This window comes from Enterobacter sp. CCUG 70166 (assembly GCF_020224095.1).
GTDB lineage: Bacteria > Pseudomonadota > Gammaproteobacteria > Enterobacterales > Enterobacteriaceae > Enterobacter > Enterobacter intestinihominis.
Genome location: NZ_NRIQ01000035.1, coordinates 103,252 through 118,546 on the forward strand (window position 1 = coordinate 103,252; position 15,295 = coordinate 118,546).

At 61.7% G+C, this 15,295-nt stretch carries 18 protein-coding genes; 5 read left to right on the forward strand and 13 right to left on the reverse strand.

Annotation, left to right across the window (positions count from 1 at the left end):
• Nucleotides 1-292: 292 nt before the first annotated feature.
• The 8 genes from CKK19_RS14660 to CKK19_RS14695 all read right to left on the reverse strand — a co-directional run bounded on the left by CKK19_RS14660 (nucleotide 293) and on the right by CKK19_RS14695 (nucleotide 5,351).
• Complete coding sequence (locus CKK19_RS14660; RefSeq protein ID WP_034018425.1) at nucleotides 293-892, reverse strand: S26 family signal peptidase; 600 nt, start codon at nucleotides 890-892, stop codon at nucleotides 293-295.
• A complete protein-coding gene (locus CKK19_RS14665) occupies nucleotides 889-1,434 on the reverse strand; it encodes a DUF2840 domain-containing protein (RefSeq protein WP_034018424.1) in 546 nt (181 codons plus the stop codon). Before CKK19_RS14665 ends, CKK19_RS14660 begins: the two co-directional genes overlap by 4 nt.
• On the reverse strand, nucleotides 1,431-1,718 hold the full coding sequence (locus CKK19_RS14670; RefSeq protein WP_034018439.1) for a hypothetical protein: 288 nt from the start codon (nucleotides 1,716-1,718) through the stop codon (nucleotides 1,431-1,433). The genes CKK19_RS14665 and CKK19_RS14670 overlap by 4 nt, the downstream gene beginning before the upstream one ends.
• Nucleotides 1,715-2,353, reverse strand: coding sequence for a ParA family partition ATPase (gene parA / locus CKK19_RS14675; RefSeq protein ID WP_034018423.1), 639 nt, complete (start codon nucleotides 2,351-2,353; stop codon nucleotides 1,715-1,717). Before parA ends, CKK19_RS14670 begins: the two co-directional genes overlap by 4 nt.
• 289 nt (nucleotides 2,354-2,642) lie before the next feature.
• Nucleotides 2,643-3,491 carry a replication initiator protein A gene (locus CKK19_RS14680; RefSeq protein ID WP_103243856.1) on the reverse strand — a complete coding sequence of 283 codons (849 nt, stop codon included), beginning with the start codon at nucleotides 3,489-3,491 and terminating at the stop codon, nucleotides 2,643-2,645.
• Nucleotides 3,492-3,517: 26 nt separating this feature from the next.
• The gene (locus CKK19_RS14685; RefSeq protein WP_034018421.1) at nucleotides 3,518-3,799 is read right to left on the reverse strand and encodes a helix-turn-helix domain-containing protein; all 282 of its coding nucleotides are present in this window, start codon (nucleotides 3,797-3,799) and stop codon (nucleotides 3,518-3,520) included.
• Between the two features lie 75 nt (nucleotides 3,800-3,874).
• Nucleotides 3,875-4,681 carry a DUF2285 domain-containing protein gene (locus CKK19_RS14690; protein ID WP_034018418.1) on the reverse strand — a complete coding sequence of 269 codons (807 nt, stop codon included), beginning with the start codon at nucleotides 4,679-4,681 and terminating at the stop codon, nucleotides 3,875-3,877.
• Between the two features lie 322 nt (nucleotides 4,682-5,003).
• The gene (locus CKK19_RS14695; RefSeq protein WP_034018415.1) at nucleotides 5,004-5,351 is read right to left on the reverse strand and encodes a DUF2958 domain-containing protein; all 348 of its coding nucleotides are present in this window, start codon (nucleotides 5,349-5,351) and stop codon (nucleotides 5,004-5,006) included.
• A 265-nt stretch (nucleotides 5,352-5,616) separates the two neighbouring features.
• Here CKK19_RS14695 and CKK19_RS14700 point away from each other — a divergent pair, with 265 nt between their 5' ends.
• Together CKK19_RS14700 and CKK19_RS14705 are read left to right on the forward strand one after the other, a co-directional pair.
• Nucleotides 5,617-5,907 carry a helix-turn-helix domain-containing protein gene (locus CKK19_RS14700; RefSeq protein ID WP_034018414.1) on the forward strand — a complete coding sequence of 97 codons (291 nt, stop codon included), beginning with the start codon at nucleotides 5,617-5,619 and terminating at the stop codon, nucleotides 5,905-5,907.
• A 52-nt stretch (nucleotides 5,908-5,959) separates the two neighbouring features.
• Nucleotides 5,960-7,459, forward strand: coding sequence for a hypothetical protein (locus tag CKK19_RS14705; protein WP_034018412.1), 1,500 nt, complete (start codon nucleotides 5,960-5,962; stop codon nucleotides 7,457-7,459).
• A 52-nt stretch (nucleotides 7,460-7,511) separates the two neighbouring features.
• On the opposite strand, the gene CKK19_RS14710 is transcribed toward CKK19_RS14705, so the two are convergent.
• The 4 genes from CKK19_RS14710 to CKK19_RS14725 all read right to left on the reverse strand — a co-directional run bounded on the left by CKK19_RS14710 (nucleotide 7,512) and on the right by CKK19_RS14725 (nucleotide 11,866).
• Nucleotides 7,512-7,826 (reverse strand): DUF736 domain-containing protein, encoded by a 315-nt coding sequence (locus CKK19_RS14710; RefSeq protein WP_034018411.1) that lies wholly within the window; start codon nucleotides 7,824-7,826, stop codon nucleotides 7,512-7,514.
• Nucleotides 7,827-8,599: 773 nt separating this feature from the next.
• A complete protein-coding gene (locus CKK19_RS14715) occupies nucleotides 8,600-8,809 on the reverse strand; it encodes a hypothetical protein (protein WP_028624810.1) in 210 nt (69 codons plus the stop codon).
• A gap of 63 nt (nucleotides 8,810-8,872) precedes the next feature.
• Nucleotides 8,873-10,957, reverse strand: a complete 2,085-nt coding sequence (locus CKK19_RS14720) for a ParB/RepB/Spo0J family partition protein (protein ID WP_034018408.1) — start codon at nucleotides 10,955-10,957, stop codon at nucleotides 8,873-8,875.
• Nucleotides 10,958-11,038: 81 nt separating this feature from the next.
• Nucleotides 11,039-11,866, reverse strand: coding sequence for a DUF932 domain-containing protein (locus CKK19_RS14725; RefSeq protein ID WP_022960621.1), 828 nt, complete (start codon nucleotides 11,864-11,866; stop codon nucleotides 11,039-11,041).
• Nucleotides 11,867-12,277: 411 nt separating this feature from the next.
• Between CKK19_RS14725 and CKK19_RS14730 the strand changes: the two genes are divergently transcribed.
• Genes CKK19_RS14730 through CKK19_RS14740 form a run of 3 tightly spaced genes read left to right on the forward strand, consistent with a single transcriptional unit; the run spans nucleotide 12,278 to nucleotide 14,353 of the window.
• A complete protein-coding gene (locus tag CKK19_RS14730; protein WP_225455168.1) occupies nucleotides 12,278-12,859 on the forward strand; it encodes a TIR domain-containing protein in 582 nt (193 codons plus the stop codon).
• An 18-nt stretch (nucleotides 12,860-12,877) separates the two neighbouring features.
• On the forward strand, nucleotides 12,878-13,852 hold the full coding sequence (locus CKK19_RS14735; protein ID WP_079391118.1) for a caspase family protein: 975 nt from the start codon (nucleotides 12,878-12,880) through the stop codon (nucleotides 13,850-13,852).
• A 21-nt stretch (nucleotides 13,853-13,873) separates the two neighbouring features.
• On the forward strand, nucleotides 13,874-14,353 hold the full coding sequence (locus CKK19_RS14740; RefSeq protein ID WP_079391116.1) for a toll/interleukin-1 receptor domain-containing protein: 480 nt from the start codon (nucleotides 13,874-13,876) through the stop codon (nucleotides 14,351-14,353).
• Nucleotides 14,354-14,611: 258 nt separating this feature from the next.
• Here the strand turns inward: CKK19_RS14740 and radC are convergent, their stop codons facing one another.
• On the reverse strand, nucleotides 14,612-15,121 hold the full coding sequence (gene radC, locus CKK19_RS14745; RefSeq protein ID WP_034018403.1) for a RadC family protein: 510 nt from the start codon (nucleotides 15,119-15,121) through the stop codon (nucleotides 14,612-14,614).
• Between the last annotated feature and the right edge of the window lie 174 nt (nucleotides 15,122-15,295).

The following is a 15,295-nucleotide window of genomic DNA, read 5'->3' on the forward strand; positions in this document are numbered from 1 at the left end:
GTCTTGCCTTCCGCCGTTGCCCTTCGCTCCCGCTCCGGGCATCGTCGGCCCGGCGGCGCTGCTGCACCCGCAGCCAACCCGCCGGCGAACGCGCAGGTGGACAAGCCTGGAGCCGCAGGCCAGGCGCGTTCGAAGCAAGACGTCTGCACGTTGGACGGCTGCGCTGAAGGCGGCGCGAAGTGCGGTGCGAATGCACGCGCACTGCACGCGCGACGGCACGCCGAAGACCTGCAGAACGACGCACCTGATAGCACGACAAGAGGCACGGCAACGTGCAGTGAATTGGCGGCCATCATGGGCGTGCCTCCATCCAGACCGGATGCGCAACGCCGATCACGGCGGATGCGCTGACCGGCCCGAAATACCGGCTGTCGAACGATGCCGGATTGGTCACGCTCAACAGGAACAGTTCGCCCGCCTCAAGGCGACGGCAAAGCTGCAAGGATGGCAACGGCCGGCCCAGCCGGTCGGCAGGCAGCGCAGCGGCCATCGGCACGCCGTCGATGCGTACCTGACCAGCGACGATGCAGACGTGTTGCGGCGCGACCGCGCCCACACGCTTGAGCAGCGGAACGCGAGTCGGCAGGTAGCCGCGCTGCGCAGCGAGCGCAGCTACATCTGGCGGCAATGTGGTCAGGACGACGCTGCCCACGGACAAGGGACGCGGCAGCGAATCGGCGCCGTGGCGCTGCGGATCGACGCGATACCAGCCGACCGGAACGCTGTCAGACGGGTTGTAGATCAAGCGCGGCAGCGGCTGCACGAAAGCCGCCCAGGCCAGCGCAGCGAGACCGACGGCGGCGAAGCTCGCCAGCACGAGGCGAGCACGCAGGCGCGAGCGAGGAAGCGGCGCGGCTTTGTGTGTGTGTGCGGTGGTGGGATGGGCCGTCATGGCGGCGCCCTCCCGGCCAGCCAGGCGGCGTGCCGCTCGGCGGTGTATTCGGGCAGCGGCGAATGCGCGGCGAGCCGGTTGGCGAGCGTGCGCCAGTACGCGGGCGACACGTCGATGGCAGAGATACCCAGCGCCTCAATGCCGTCGATGCGTTCCAGCACAGCACGCACATTGGCGTCACCTTCGGCATGCAGCAGCAGGCACGCGCCTGGCTGCACGCCGGGGATGCGTTGCACGGCATCAAGCGGTGTAGCAGCCTGCATCACCATGAGCTGCCAGCGGATCGTGCCGTAGTCGTTGGCCTGCCAACGAACGCGGCAGAGCATTGCACCCGGCATGAACATGGCACAGCGCCGCCAGCGATCTAGCTGGAGCGTGCGCGCTGGTTGGCCGAAGCGCAGGTAGAGCTTGAAACGTGGTTCGATGTAGGCGAGCGATACGCGCGTCAACGGCGCGCTGGCGGGTTGGCTGGAAGGTGATGTGCGCGCAGCCGTGGCCGCGATGGCGGCAGGTGCGGCAGCAGACAATGAGGATGTGGTCATGGCGTGTTCTCCCTGCGGTGTTCTGGAAACTCGCGCTCCAGCAAACCGCGCAGCAAGTCGGCCACGGTCACGCCTTGCGTGAAGGCCGACACCTTGATGCGCGCCCGCATGGCGGGCGTGATGTCGAGGGTCAGGCGAGCGGTGTAGAGGTCGCCCTTGTTGAGCGCATCCGCGTCGCCCTGTCGAATCCAAGCCTCGGCGTGCGGATTGGCGGGCGGACGCGCGCCGATGCCGACCCGCTTGGCCGGGCGTTTTCTGTTGGGTGGGTTGCTGTTGTCGCTCATGACGGCCACCGCAGCAGCTCATCGACCAGCGCGGTGATTTCCTGCGCCGCCGCGCTATCGGGGGCCGTCTCCCGCGCCAATCGACCCGCAGCCACGCTGTCGGCAAAGACGATGCGCTGGCGCACCTCGCTGCGCAGCGCTGGCAACGGCTGTTCGGCCAAGGCTTGTCGTACTTCGCGCCCGATTACCGTTGTGCTGACGCGCCGGTTGATGACGAAGGCCGCGCTTAGCGCAGGCCGGAACACCTGGGCCTCACGGATCAGCGCCACCATCTCGGCGCTGGCCCACAGGTCGTAGGGGCTGGGTTGTACCGGGATCAGCACCCGTTCGGCCGCCAGCAGCGCAGAACGCGCCAAGGCGGCAATCCTGGGTGGCCCGTCGATGATGACGTGATCGGCCCGTCTGGCGAGTTCTGGGGCTTCCTGGTGCAGTGTTTCGCGTGCCAGGCCCACTGCGCTGAAAAGCCGGGGCAAGCCCTGCTGGCTTCTGCGCTGCGTCCAGTCCAGTGAGGAACCCTGCGGATCGGCATCCAGCAGGACGACATGCTGGCCGCGCAGCGCCAGTTCGCCAGCGATGTGCGTGGCGAGCGTGGTCTTGCCGACACCGCCTTTCTGGTTGAGCAAGGCAACGATCATGGCGCGGCCCTCCAGCTTGGAAGACCGGACTGTTTTTGCCGTGCCGAACGGGGTGATTTTTGCGGCTTTTCCTGGCCGGTTTTTCGGCCTGCGGCACTTGTCCACCGCAATGCTGTTTCTCTATCAATAGTTAGAGAATTTAAGTTAGTAATGTTAGAGGGATCGCAAACCCGCGCCGTTACTGGCTTTCCGGCGTTTTCGTACTCCTGATAGCACGATAGGCGTACTCCTGATAGCACGACACCCCTTACTCCTGATAGCACGACCCCATCCACAGCTTGTCCCGCTGTTATCCCCGTGCCGTCTGCGGCACGGGCCGGAAGGTCAGCAATTCCATGTCGTCCTCGGGAATCCGCACGATTCCCAGCTCGTAGCCCGGCAGCGATTGCCGGGCAACCAGCGCCCGCAAGTCGTAGGCGAAATCCGAAAACCGCGTGCTGCTGCCCGACTTGCGGTGCAGATGCCGGAAGTCGAACTGCCAGCCGTATTCCTGCCTCCCGCCATGCTTGCGCACCAGGCGGTACAGCCAGCGCTCGATGCCGCCCGTGAGGCGGAAATACGTCGGGTCGATGGTCAGCACCAGGGCGGCGTCCAGCACGCCGGCATAGAACCAGTCCGGCAGGATCAGTTCGATGCCCAGCGGTGTGCCGTTGGCATCGGCCAGTTCCTTCCATTCGTTGATCCACGAAAAGCGGTGCAAGCGCCTTCCCGTCGTTTCGCGGATGGACGTGGCCACCGTGGTCGATTGCAGCCGGTCGAGCGCGGCCTTGAGACGCTGGTAGTCGCGCAGCGACTTGCCGCGCCCGATGAAGCGCAGGATCTCGTAGGGCGTGGCCTGCATCCGCCGAGAGGGCTGGATGCCCGCGTCCTTGGCTTCGACAATCTGGCTGGCCGCCCAGATCAGGATGTCGGCATCCCAGATCGTGGCAATGCCATGCTCCTGCGTGCCTTCCACGCGAATGGTGATGTTGCCGCTGCGAAAGTCGATCGGCGCGGTGCGCCGCGACTTCGCCAGCGAGAAGAACGGATAAGCCATCAAGTCCTGGGCATCGCGCGGTGCCATGTCCTCGCCCGGCAGAGCTCGGAACAGGTCGAGCTGTTCGCGCTGCTGCAAGGCGTGCCCTGGTGGGCGGGACATGGAGATGGCCACCGGCGATGCGCCGATCAGCGCGCACGGCTGTCAGCCGAGTGGTGCTCGGCATATTCGGGGTCGGAAGTGGTCTCGAAGCTGCGCGTTTCCGCCCAGGCATCGAGGTCGGCCACGGCGTACATGACACGGCGACCGAACTTGCGGAACTTCGGGCCACCACCAATGACGCGCTGTTTCTCCAGCGTGCGCGGTGACAGGCGCAGGTAATCGGCAGCTTCATCGTTGGTGAGATAGCGCTGGGGTTGTGCGGGTGTGGCAACGGGAGCGGCGGCAGGCCACAAGGGAGCGGGTCGCATGGGATGTACCTCCATCAAGCCCGGCCACACAGCGCAGCCGGATGGAGGCAGTCTCAAGAAACTTGGGACTCTTGCTCAGGGACGTTCTGCAGGGGATGCGAAACGTCCCCCCTCATGCGAAGTGACAGCCGGAAGCTGTGCCAGACGGCGATAACCGCCGCGCATCAGCCCATCGCCCCGTCGCACCAGCCGCCGCACGCGGGCGCGCAGAGCGCTGTCGGCGTGCCAGTCGGCGGCAACGGCATCCACACCAAACAGCCCTTCGGCCACCTCCCGCAAGGACGCACCCGCCAGGGTTGCGTCCAGCGCCTGAAGCGTGTGCAGTTCCAGCAATGCGGACAGCGACGGACGTGGCCGGACGGTCGCCGCAGGTACGGCACCGGCTGCTACGGCGATCTTGTTCAATTCGCTCGCCAAGGCCGCATAGCGTTCGCAAGGCGCGGCGCAGGCCCGGATGGCATAGGCGTACGCCATGCCATCAGCCAAGCCTGGTGCGAGAACGAAACGCAGGCAGCAGCCGGGCCAGCGCGCCACCAGCACCAGGCGCTTGCCGTCATGGATCAGGTGTTTGTGGCCCGGCAGCTTCCAGAACTCAAAGCACAAGGCATCGGGCGGCGGATCGGCGTCGGGGTAGAGCTGCACCACGGCATCGTGATCGGGGAACCAGGCCGGGTGCGCGTCCCGCGCATCCAGGGCGGGATCTTCCAGCAGGCGCAGCCCCCAATGCCCGGCAGCATCCGGTTGGCGACGATAGCGCAGCCAGTCGTGCCGATAGTCTGGATGACGGCGCAGGTACTCCCAGGCCAGCGCCGGGCCATCCAAATGCAGAACATAGAGATAGGCCGCCGTGGCATACCACGGCTCGGCACTGCGATCAGCCATGAGGCAACCTCCCTGTGCTGGGGATGCGTCGCCACGGCGAAACGGCGTGCTACGAGGCCATCGTCAAAACGTCATGGGTGAAGCGTAAACTGGCAGTGTCAAGACCGATGAACTCCGATGCGTTGCTGAAATCGTCCGAGTGCGACGGCGGCAACGCACTCCAATGGCATGCCGCGTCGGTCAGCTTGCCGCAGCCCGCGCCAGGCATCATGACCGTTTCGATCTGGCACGCACCACTGCGGTGCAACACTGCCGATTCAGACCTAACGGGTCACAGACCAGACCGAAATAGACACATTGCGCCACCGTTTCGCGGTGGCCCTCAATCGGTGATCGAGCTGTTGTCTTCGGCCAGCCGCAGGTATTCCGACAGCCGCCGCACCGGCTGGAAGTAGCGATCCCGCATCACGGACTGCTGGCGCGGCCCGACGATGGCGGCCAGGTCGGACAGCTTCACCGTTCCCAGTGCAGGCATGCCAATCCCCAAGTCGATCAGGCCGTGGGCAGTATCGCCATCGGCTGGGTCGAGCGAAGCCAGCAGCCAAGTGGCATGCGCATCTGGCGTGAACAGGCGCACCACAGGCAGCGGGTCGGTGTCCTGCCCGGCGGCGCGGGCGTGGCCGTTGGCCAGCAAGTGCGTGCGCTCGTTGGCGGTGATGAGCGCGGTCATGGTTGCACTTCCACGGATACACAAAGCATCAGAGACGCTTTCACGCCTTCCCACGAAAGCACCAATGCGCAACCCCACGTATCCGCAGAGACGTAGAAACACGAAGGCACATGCACGGAAGTCAGGAAAGACACGGAACAGGCTCTCCGCTTTTGAAGAAAGCCGCCGATGCGGTTTTCAGTAAAGGCACAAAAACAGTTGATATTGGATGAATGAGTTAAATATAACGTGGTTTTAATTGTGCTGTGAATCGACGCTTCTGTCTATGCAGAAGCGAACCGTCCAGCGCGGCCGACCGGCCGGCTCCACCACCTTCGACGCCGAGCTGGCCCAGGCCTTCGGCGCGGCGGTGCGCGCACTGCGGGTCGAGCAAGGCGTGGCGCAGGAAACCTTGGCACATCAAGCCGGTATCGAGCGTTCTCACATGGGCAAGATTGAGCGCGGCGAACACATGCCCACGCTGGCGATTATTTTCAAGATCGCGCGTGCGCTGGGGCTCAGCGTCGCCCACTTGATGGGGGCCGTTGAAGAAGTCCTGGGCGAAGTACCTAATTGACTCTGCATCGCATAGCTTCGCTTGGCGTGGTGCAACTTTGGAAAGGAACTCAATGGCGAAGACATGCATCGTGTGCGGACAGGCCGCAGGCTCTGGGGAGCACGTTTTTCCGGCGTCTCTTGGAGGCCGGCGGGTCAACTCCGGCATCTATTGCCCCAAGCACGACAACAGCTATTCGGGTCTCGTCAATGAGATTGCCGAGCAGCTCGACTTCCTCAATGCATACTTGGGCGTTCGGCCGGATCACTCCAAGCACCCCAAAACTGCCTATGGCGAGCATACGCTGACGGGAGAGACCGTTTCGATCTCTGCCAAGGAGATCAAATTCACGAAGCCCCGTATCATCTCCCGCACAGCAGTTGGCGAAGGTGAAGAGTTGCATCTGGCATTTCCCAACCAGCAGTCCGTCAAACAGTTCGCAAACAAGATGGAGGACGATGGACACGAGTGGACACCCTTGTCGAAGCCCTCCGCTCGGCCGTATATCACCGGCTCCATTCACCATAAGCGCAAATTTGGCGGTGCCTGTGGTCTGGGCGCCATCGCGTACATGACGCAGACATTCTTCGCGCAGGAATTCCCAGAGCTCGCGCGATCAGGGACGCTTTTCAACTTCATCAACTACACGCAAGCCATCGCCAAGGTCGCAGCGCTGGGCGGCTGCGAACAGCAGCCGGAAGAGCGCGAGGAATTGATCAAAGCACGCGCGGCGGTGACGGTTGCGCTGGAGCCCTTTGGAGGCACGGCACCGATCTGGTGGGATTTCAGCCCGCCCGCCGGAGCGCGCGCCAACAAGTTTGAATTTGGGCATCGAGTGACGGTCGGCGTTGATGGCTTCGACGGCCAAATTTACGGCCGTGTCGCGCTGTTCTCCGCTTTAAACTTTTCCGTACACCTGGGCACGGCACCGCAGGGTTCCGCCACGCGCGAAGTGACAGTGGACATTGATCCTCTCGCGGAGCATCCGCCACACGATATCGACAAACATCAGGTGCTCTTAGCGCCAAGCCGCGTTCAAGTGCCGGAACACGCTACCGAAGGGCTTGCGAATGCGCTCGCCGACGGCACGCAACAGCGTGCGTTCGCAAACCTGCTGGAACGCTTGGAAGAACATCAACTCCTCAAGCTGGCGCGCACCATGAGTACGGCGCTCGCGCCATGTTCCACGTTGTCGCTATTTGAGGCGCGAACACTGATCGAAAAGGAACTTGACCAGCAACCACAGCAAATTTGGCGCTTGGTCACTGCTGTCGTTGAAGGCTTACGGGCGGAAATGGTCAAAGGCGGCATGGAAAATATTACCCCAGTGCTCGATAACCTGATTGCGTATGACGCTCAATCAGCGAGCGGCCTATCGCAGCAGGCAGAGGCCACGTTGGCCCTGGCCAAAGCCGCATTGGTTGCACAGATGGAGCAAGACTGCGCGGCAGGCGTACTCCACGAGGAACGAATTGCGGAACTCATGGGCAGAGGGCCGGGCCTTTATTCCGTGGGCCAGTTGGTGCTGGCGCCTGTCTTGCAGGTGTTTGGTAAATTCGCTGACCCCCAATGAAGTGAGCAGGTAGGCCAAGCGCCTCGCCATAGTGGGCGAGGCGCTGAGGTGGTTACGCCGCCTTGGGCTTGCTGCGTGACCAGATCAGGGCATGCGTGCCATCCTCGTTTTCGATCAGGCGGGCATAGACCGTTGCAGGGAACGATGGATCATCAAGGGTCACGGACACATAAGGGCGTCCGGCCTCACTGGTCTTTTTCCACGCTGCGCCGATGTCGTGGCCAGCCGCTTGCAGGCGGTAGTCGGGTGCGCTTTCGTTCTCGCCCTTGGGGTTGGCAACCAGCTTGACCTTGACATTGAGTGTCAGAGTGCGAAGCGTGCCGGTGAAACCGTCTTTCTCTGCGGTGAAGGTGCCGATGTTTGCCATGATGAATTTCCTTTCGATTGAACAGGGTTCGCGCCCATCGCGTCCTGTTGTGATCCGACCGGCGGGGGACGGGCTGGCTGCACCGCTTGCGGGCGCAACGCAGTGGAGCGCCTGGAAGCGAAAAGAATTTGTGCCGCGAGGAATGCGCGCAGCGCAGGGGAAATTGTTTTCGCCTCCAGGTTGCGGTCATAAAGCCCAAGGCGCAGCCGCGCCACCGCCAGGATTCGCAACAAGACAAGGACGCACGGGCCGCCCGCTCCCGAATGGAAACATGGCCGACTCGGCATCCTCGCATGACAACTTCACCGGCTTGTTCCCTGACGCGGCCAGGTCAATGCCCCAGCAACAAGGTACGAGCGCTCCTGCCACAACTTGCGGCCACATGCTTGATGCGTGGCGTGGAAGTTCCAAATCGAGGCTATGTGGCGTGTCGGTGAACCGTCCTTCGTGACGTACAGGCAAAGAACCGCCAGCGTCGAGCACGGCACGCTTTCGAGCAACCTGCCGCAGCAAGCCGGGGCGTAGGCCCACAAGCGCCGCCCATTGCGGCGAGGTGCTGTCGGAATGTCGGCGGCGCGTGCGCCGCTGCACTTGCATGGCCTCAATGGCTTTTGCGCACAAGGCGACTTGTGCGCGGCCCCTTTACCGCCTGACCGAAGGCGGCAAAGGGGCGTTTTGGCTTTGAGCCTTGAAACCGGGCGCGGCCACCGCCGTGCCCGGATTTTCGGCATTCCCCGCGCCCAAGACGGAACGGCTTGGGCGCGGGGGGCTTCCTATTCTTTGGTTTCGATGATCCACCACACGGCACGCGGCAAGGCGCGGCCCGTAATGGGGTGTAGGTCGGTCAGGTCGGCACGGGCTGTCCAGCCGCGAGGCGGACGATAGCCGCGCACGTCGCTATCGCCATGCCAGCGGCGGGCGCGTACCGTGCCGGGGGCGTAAGTCGCGGCCATGCGCGGGCGGTTCGTGGTGTCGTGGCTCATGGGGGGAGTCCTCGGCATGATAGCGCCCCGCAAAGGAACCGGGGCGCTATCTGTGGTGCGGGGTCAAGCGGCCAATGCCTCGGCTCGCGTCTGCTCATCCGCCACGGCGGCGACTTCATTCGGTGCTTCGACTGCCTCGTCCGTCACCACCTCCTGCACGGTCTGCTGCGTGGCTTCGGCGGCGAAGATGGCAGGCATCCAGCCGGTGCCATCGGCCAGCCGCTCGGCTTCGCTGGCAATGTCGCCTTTTTTCAACTTCGCCAGCCGGGTGACGTGCTCCGGTGCGAATTCGCCCACTGCTTCCAGAGTCGCGGCCTTCGGCACATGCTGGAAATAGCCGTCTGCGGTCGGTTGCCACCATGCCGCCATGTCCAGCGCCACGGCCTGCGCCAGTTCGGCGCCCGGTTGGTGCTGCGTGGCGCGGGGTGTCACCACATCGACCGTGGATGCCACGCATACGGCCAGCAGGCGAACCAGTTCATCCTGCGGCTTCGCCAGCAGTGCGGCGAACAGTTCGGCGCTGTCCTCCGGCAAGGCTTCACCCGCTACCTGTTGCAGTTCGCGCAGTGCCACGGCGGCGGGCGATTCCGGCCAGTCCGGGGCCATGCCTTCCAGCCGATCTTGCTGGGTCAGCTTCACGCCCAGCGGCAGATCGTGGCCGTAGTAGCTGCCCTGCAAAACGGTCTGCGCCATGCCATGCACCAGTGCGGCCAGCGCCACCTGCGGATGCCGGGCCACTTCGATCTGCAGCGCGGCGGTACGGTGGGCACTCAAGCGTTGCGCCAGCCGGTCGGACATGGCGGCGGGCTTGGGGGCGTCGTCGGCTTGCTCGCCTGTGTCGTCGTTCCCAGCTTCGCCCTCGCTGCCGAAACCCTGCCGCAGCCGTTCAAGCGTGCGCAGTGCTTTGGCCTCGGCTTCGCGCAGCAGGCCACGATGAATCACGGCCTCGCCGTTGCGGTCGATGGTGACGATGGCACCGGCGGCAGCTTTGACGGCTTCCCCGTAGTCCAGCAAGCCATCTTCCAGCGCCTGCAACTGTTCGCCCAGGTGTTCGCCTTCTTCCTGCAAGGCATCGGCCTTGTCTTCATCGTCGGCGTCCAGGGCGGCATCCACGGCCTCGGCCAACGCCTGCATCTTGGTTTGCAGCTTCTCGATGCGTTGGGCTTCGCACTTATCCGGGCTGCGGCGCTGTCTCGGGGCGCGCTGGAAGGCTTGCAGGTCGGCATAGGTCGTGCCGGTGGTGGCATCCACCCATGCCCAGCCTTCGGCCTTCACCTCGGCGGCAAGGCTGGCCAGCTTGTCCTGCGCCAGCCGTTCCAGCAGCGTGGCATCGGTCAGATACACGCCGCTATCGGCCTCCGCGAACAGATCGCGGCGGATGCCACCGTCTGCGGCCTCGTAGGTGTCCAGCCCAACGAAGCGCACCAACGGATGCCGATGGGCATCAATCTCGCGCTCGGTCAGGCGGTCGCGCAGGTTATGCGGGCTGCGCTGCCATGTCGGCGCATCGTAGAACGCGGCTTCCTGCGCGGCGTGGTCGTCGGTGATGGCAAGGGCCATCAACTGGTCAAGGCTCACGGCCTCGGCCCGGTAGTCGGCCAGCAGGCGCGGCGACACGTTGGCGAGTTTCAGGCGGCGCTGCACCACCAGCGGTGTGACGCTGAAATCTGCGGCTATGTCCTCGATGGGTCGGCCTTCGGCCACCAGCGCGGCGAATGCCTCGAACTGGTCAGCGGGGTGCATGGCTTCGCGCTGCACGTTCTCGGTCAGGCTGGCGGTGCGGGCGGTGCCATCGGCCACCAGCAGGCAAGGCACATCCCATTCTTTGCTGATGCGGCGCTTCTTCGCCAGCAGCTTGAGAGCGGCAAGGCGACGGCCTCCGGCCACGACTTCGTAACGCTCGCCATCAGTGGTCGCGGTGACGATCAGGTTTTGCAGCAGGCCGACACGCTGGATGCTGGCGGCGAGTTCAGGAATCGACATGCGCGGGGTCTTGCGCACGTTGCGGCCCGTAGGGCGCGATACCAGCCGCGACAGCGGCACAAGAATCAGATTCTTGCTCGGGTCGGCGGCTTCCAGCAGCACGGCAGGCGCGGCGCTGGCTGCGGCGTGGATGGCTTGGGCTTCGGTGTGGTTGATGGCGTTCATGGTGAAAACTCCTTGCGATGATGGAATGCAGCAGCGAATGACGCGGCAAGGGTTGCTGCCTGCCCCTGCCGCGCAGGGGAATCAGGCTTTCAACTGGCGCAGGCCGTCGGCCAGCAGCCACAGAGCGCGATTGAGGCGAATATCGGAATCAATGCCCTGCACGGGGCGGGTCTGCTGGCGGCGTCCGTTGGCGCTGCGCCCATGCAAACCGCCTTTGGTCAGGTTCTCTTGGGTGCGGTTGAACACGCTCCACAAGTCCGGGCGGCGGTCGTCGAACCGGCGCGGCATCAGGATTTGCGATTCGGTGATGGGTGCGGGCTTATCCGGGTCGTCGTACTTGAGCGACAGCGCGGCGCGGGCGAATACTTCGGCCTCGCCTTCGTCCAGCGTGATGGCCTGCATGGATTCGCGGGATTCCAGCGCACGGTCAAACCCGTGCAGCACCTGATAGGCACCTTCGATCACTTGTCCGGCCACGTCGCCCTTATGCGGCACGCGCACATCGGCCACGGTATCGCCGCACACCAGCCCATTGCTGCACACGAAACGGAACATTCCGGCCAGCATCTGGTAGCTGCTGGTGCCATCGTGCGAGTTCAGCAGGATGATTTCGTTGGCTTCGCCTCGGGCGTTGATCTGGCTGGCATGGCGCAGCCGGATCATGTGCTTGGTGTAGTCGCGCCGGTCTTCGTGGCGGGTGCGGGTCTGCGTCACCATGAAAGGCTGAAACCCTTCCTTGCGCAGTTCGGTCAGCACCGTGGCGGTGGGGATATAGGCGTAACGCTGGGAACGGCTTTCGTGGGGGGCTTCCGCAAAGATGGACGGGGCCACGCGGTGAATCTGGTCATCGGACAGCGGGGAATCGCTGCGCAGTACCGGGGAACGGGAAGCAAAACGGGATGCAAGCATGGTCTTTCTCCTGACGAAAAGGGTTTGCTGTTCAAACCGCACACCGGATTCCTAGATTCGGAGCCCAGCCTTTCGGCTGTTCGGTGCGGTTGGCACGAGGAACCCGGTTGGCCCTGTTGCCACCGTCTTTCCTGAGTTCATCGCCCGCGACGGTCAGGAGCCCACGGACGTGGGCCGTCAAGGAGAAAAGCGACAGGTTGGTGCGGCCCGCAGGCGCAGCCGAGGACACGGCCTGGCGCGCCTTGATGGCACGCGGCCACGGGCTACAGTCGCGAGCAAGGTGATGGAGTCAGGAGAGACGGCTGGACATGGCAACGGCCGCCACGATGTGCAGACCGCACGCAAGCGAAGCGCGCAGGCCCGAAGCTGGAAGCCGGGCCGTAGGCGTCAGCCGAGCGGAGCGAGGGAACGATGGAAGCCCGAACAGGGGCGAGACTCGTGCAACGAGGCTCGATGCGCGGCACGACAGCGCGACCGGCCATGCTTTTGGGCCGGGGACGCCCGCCATGTTTGTTCCTTCAGCCTTATGCGTCCGACACGATTAATATCGAAATATCTGTTACATTCGATACGAAGTATCGCGACAGGCACTCCAACACCATTTCGGCAAAAGAGGATCACATGGCAGACAAGAAAGTTATTTTCGTTGCATTCGCTATTGAAGACGAAAGGCAAAGGGACTTTTTGAAAGGTCAATCACTTCTTACAAATTCCCCTTTCGAATACATAGATATGTCAGTCAAGGAAGCCTATGCGTCGGAATGGAAAGACAAAGTCCGTACCCGAATTCGCCGATCGGATGGCGTGATCGCCTTGATTAGCAAGAACTCCTTGGCGTCAAGCGGGCAGAAATGGGAGATTGCATGCGCACGTGAGGAGGGGAAAAAGGTGCTGGGCATCTGGGCCTATTCCGATGACAGGACAAAAATTGAAGGCGTAAACACTGTCGTATGGACATGGGATGCCATAAAGAACTTTATCAACGGTCTCTGACATACGCGGAGTGACGTTATGCGCATAGCTCTTATCGTTGGCATAAATCATTACGAGCATGGTGGCTCTTTATATGGATGTGTCGATGACGCTCACGCGGTGCAAGCTGTCCTAGCTCGTCATGGGGATGGCTCCGTCAACTTCGATTGCAAAATGTTCACCGGGACTGGCCCAACAGATCGCGTCGAACGGTCTTTATTAAAAGATCGGGTTGAGGAGCTTTTCAAGGCGCAAGCTGATATTGCTCTTTTTTATTTTGCTGGTCATGGGCATATTGAAGCAACTGGAGGATATTTGCTGGCGACGGACTCTCGCCGTGGTGACGAAGGTCTATCGCTGTCGGAAGTCCTCGCATTGGCAAATAAATCGCCAGCACGCAACAAGATAATCATCCTTGATAGCTGCCATTCCGGAATAGCCGGCACACCTCCAGTCGCAGGAGAGCTTGCCAGTTTGTCTGAAGGTTTGACGATCCTGACTGCTTCAGCAGCTGATCAATATGCAACGGAAGAAAATGGTAGGGGCGTATTCACAACCCTGTTGGTAGATGCTCTTCATGGAGGGGCGGCCAACCTTACTGGAGACATCACCCCGGGCAGCATTTATGCACATGTTGACCAATCCCTGGGGGCTTGGGAACAACGTCCGATTTTTAAAACTAACGTCCGGCAATTCGTCTCGCTTCGAAAGGTCAATCCGCCGATCTCTCTTGATGATCTCAGACGCATAACTGAATTTTTCCCTCAACGTGGGTTTGAATACAAGCTTGACCCTACGTTCGAGCCAGAACTTAAGGGTAGAGATCCCGGCATGCCTCCGCCAGACCCTGAAAATACGCGGAAATTCGCGCTACTCCAGCGATACAATCGCCTTAACTTGGTTGCGCCTGTCAATGCACCACACATGTGGCACGCTGCCATGCAAAGCAAGTCCTGCAAATTGACAGTACTAGGCGAGCACTACCGACTTCTTGCTGAAAAACAACGTTTGTAAATTGCATCCAAAGGAGGGGGCATGAAGATATTTTTATCCCATCAGCAGTTGGACTCGGCATTAGCCTTGAGGATACAAGGCCACTTGAAGAATAATCACAATATTGACTGCTACCTAGATGTAATTGATCCAAAGTTTAACAATGGTGAAGATGTTGCTGCGCATGTCAGAAAAGAACTTGATAAATGCACGCAACTATTGGCTGTTGTTTCTGAGGCGACCAAGGCGTCATGGTGGGTACCATGGGAAATAGGTGTTGCAACGGAAAAGGACTTTCCTCTTGCTACATTTGGCGGAAACATCGAGCTTCCAGATTATTTAAAGAAGTGGCCATATCTCAGAAGCACTTCTGATCTGGATAAATACGCTGAGACATCCAAAGAAGCAGCCAGGCGCGTGGTAACAGCAAGTATGGACTCAGCTTCGTCTGGGACGACTGTATTCAGAGGTGATGCAACTAGACACTTCTATAAAACATTGCGAGCAAAGCTTGGGCAGTAAAAGCGGTGACAGAAACCCCTGTCACACTGGCGTAATCAAGTCTCTGCCAAGAGTGCATTATTGAGCCATTGCGTAAGCTTCATATCAGCCCGCAATGGCTCAAGATTCCCGGCAGGAGGGCTCTGTGAGAGAGCTACTATCGCCGCACCGAGTCGAGATGCCTCCTTTGCCCATATAAAAATCCGAGGCAGCGTCTCGGTTTTTTATAAGAGAGCCTAACCAAAAAAACATCGTAAAAAGGGGCCGAAGCCCCTGTACTCACAGTAAGCCATGCTCTGCAAATGATGTTGTGCTCGTGCCGCAAACAATGATGTGATCCAGCACGCGCACGTCCACCATTGCCAGCGCCTCCCGAAGTCGCTTCGTCAGCGACTTATCGGCTGCGCTAGGCTCGGGATTCCCGCTCGGGTGGTTATGAGAAATGATGGCTGCCGCTGCATTGAGCCGCAGTGCCTCCTTGAGAACTTCACGCGGGTACACCGATGCACTGTCGATGGTGCCCCGGAAAAGCTCGCTGTACTCGATCAGCCTATGCTGCGTATCAAGGAACAGCACTGCGAAGACTTCATGCTCCAGGCACGCCAGCTTGGTGCCCAGATACTCCTTTACCGCCATCGGTGATGTAAAGGATTCGCCGCGCGGCATTTTCTGGTCGATGACCAAGCGTGCAGCTTCGAGGATCTGATTGGCAGAAGCTGGCTGGTAGCGCCCACGCGCGCTGCGAACCATCAGAACGGAATCGAAGGAAGAAAGAGAAAGTTGCGACATGATCGTGCTCCGGTTGCACGGGCGGAATTGCCCGGAACCGTGGCCAGCACGGCGCAGCGCAAGCAGTCAGGGGTCGCAGACGGCCAACGTGCCGCAAGCGCGCATGGCGCGTGCAGCCATTGACGGCGAGAACACCGTGATACGGTGAAGGGAACAGCAAGACCGCCTAAACCC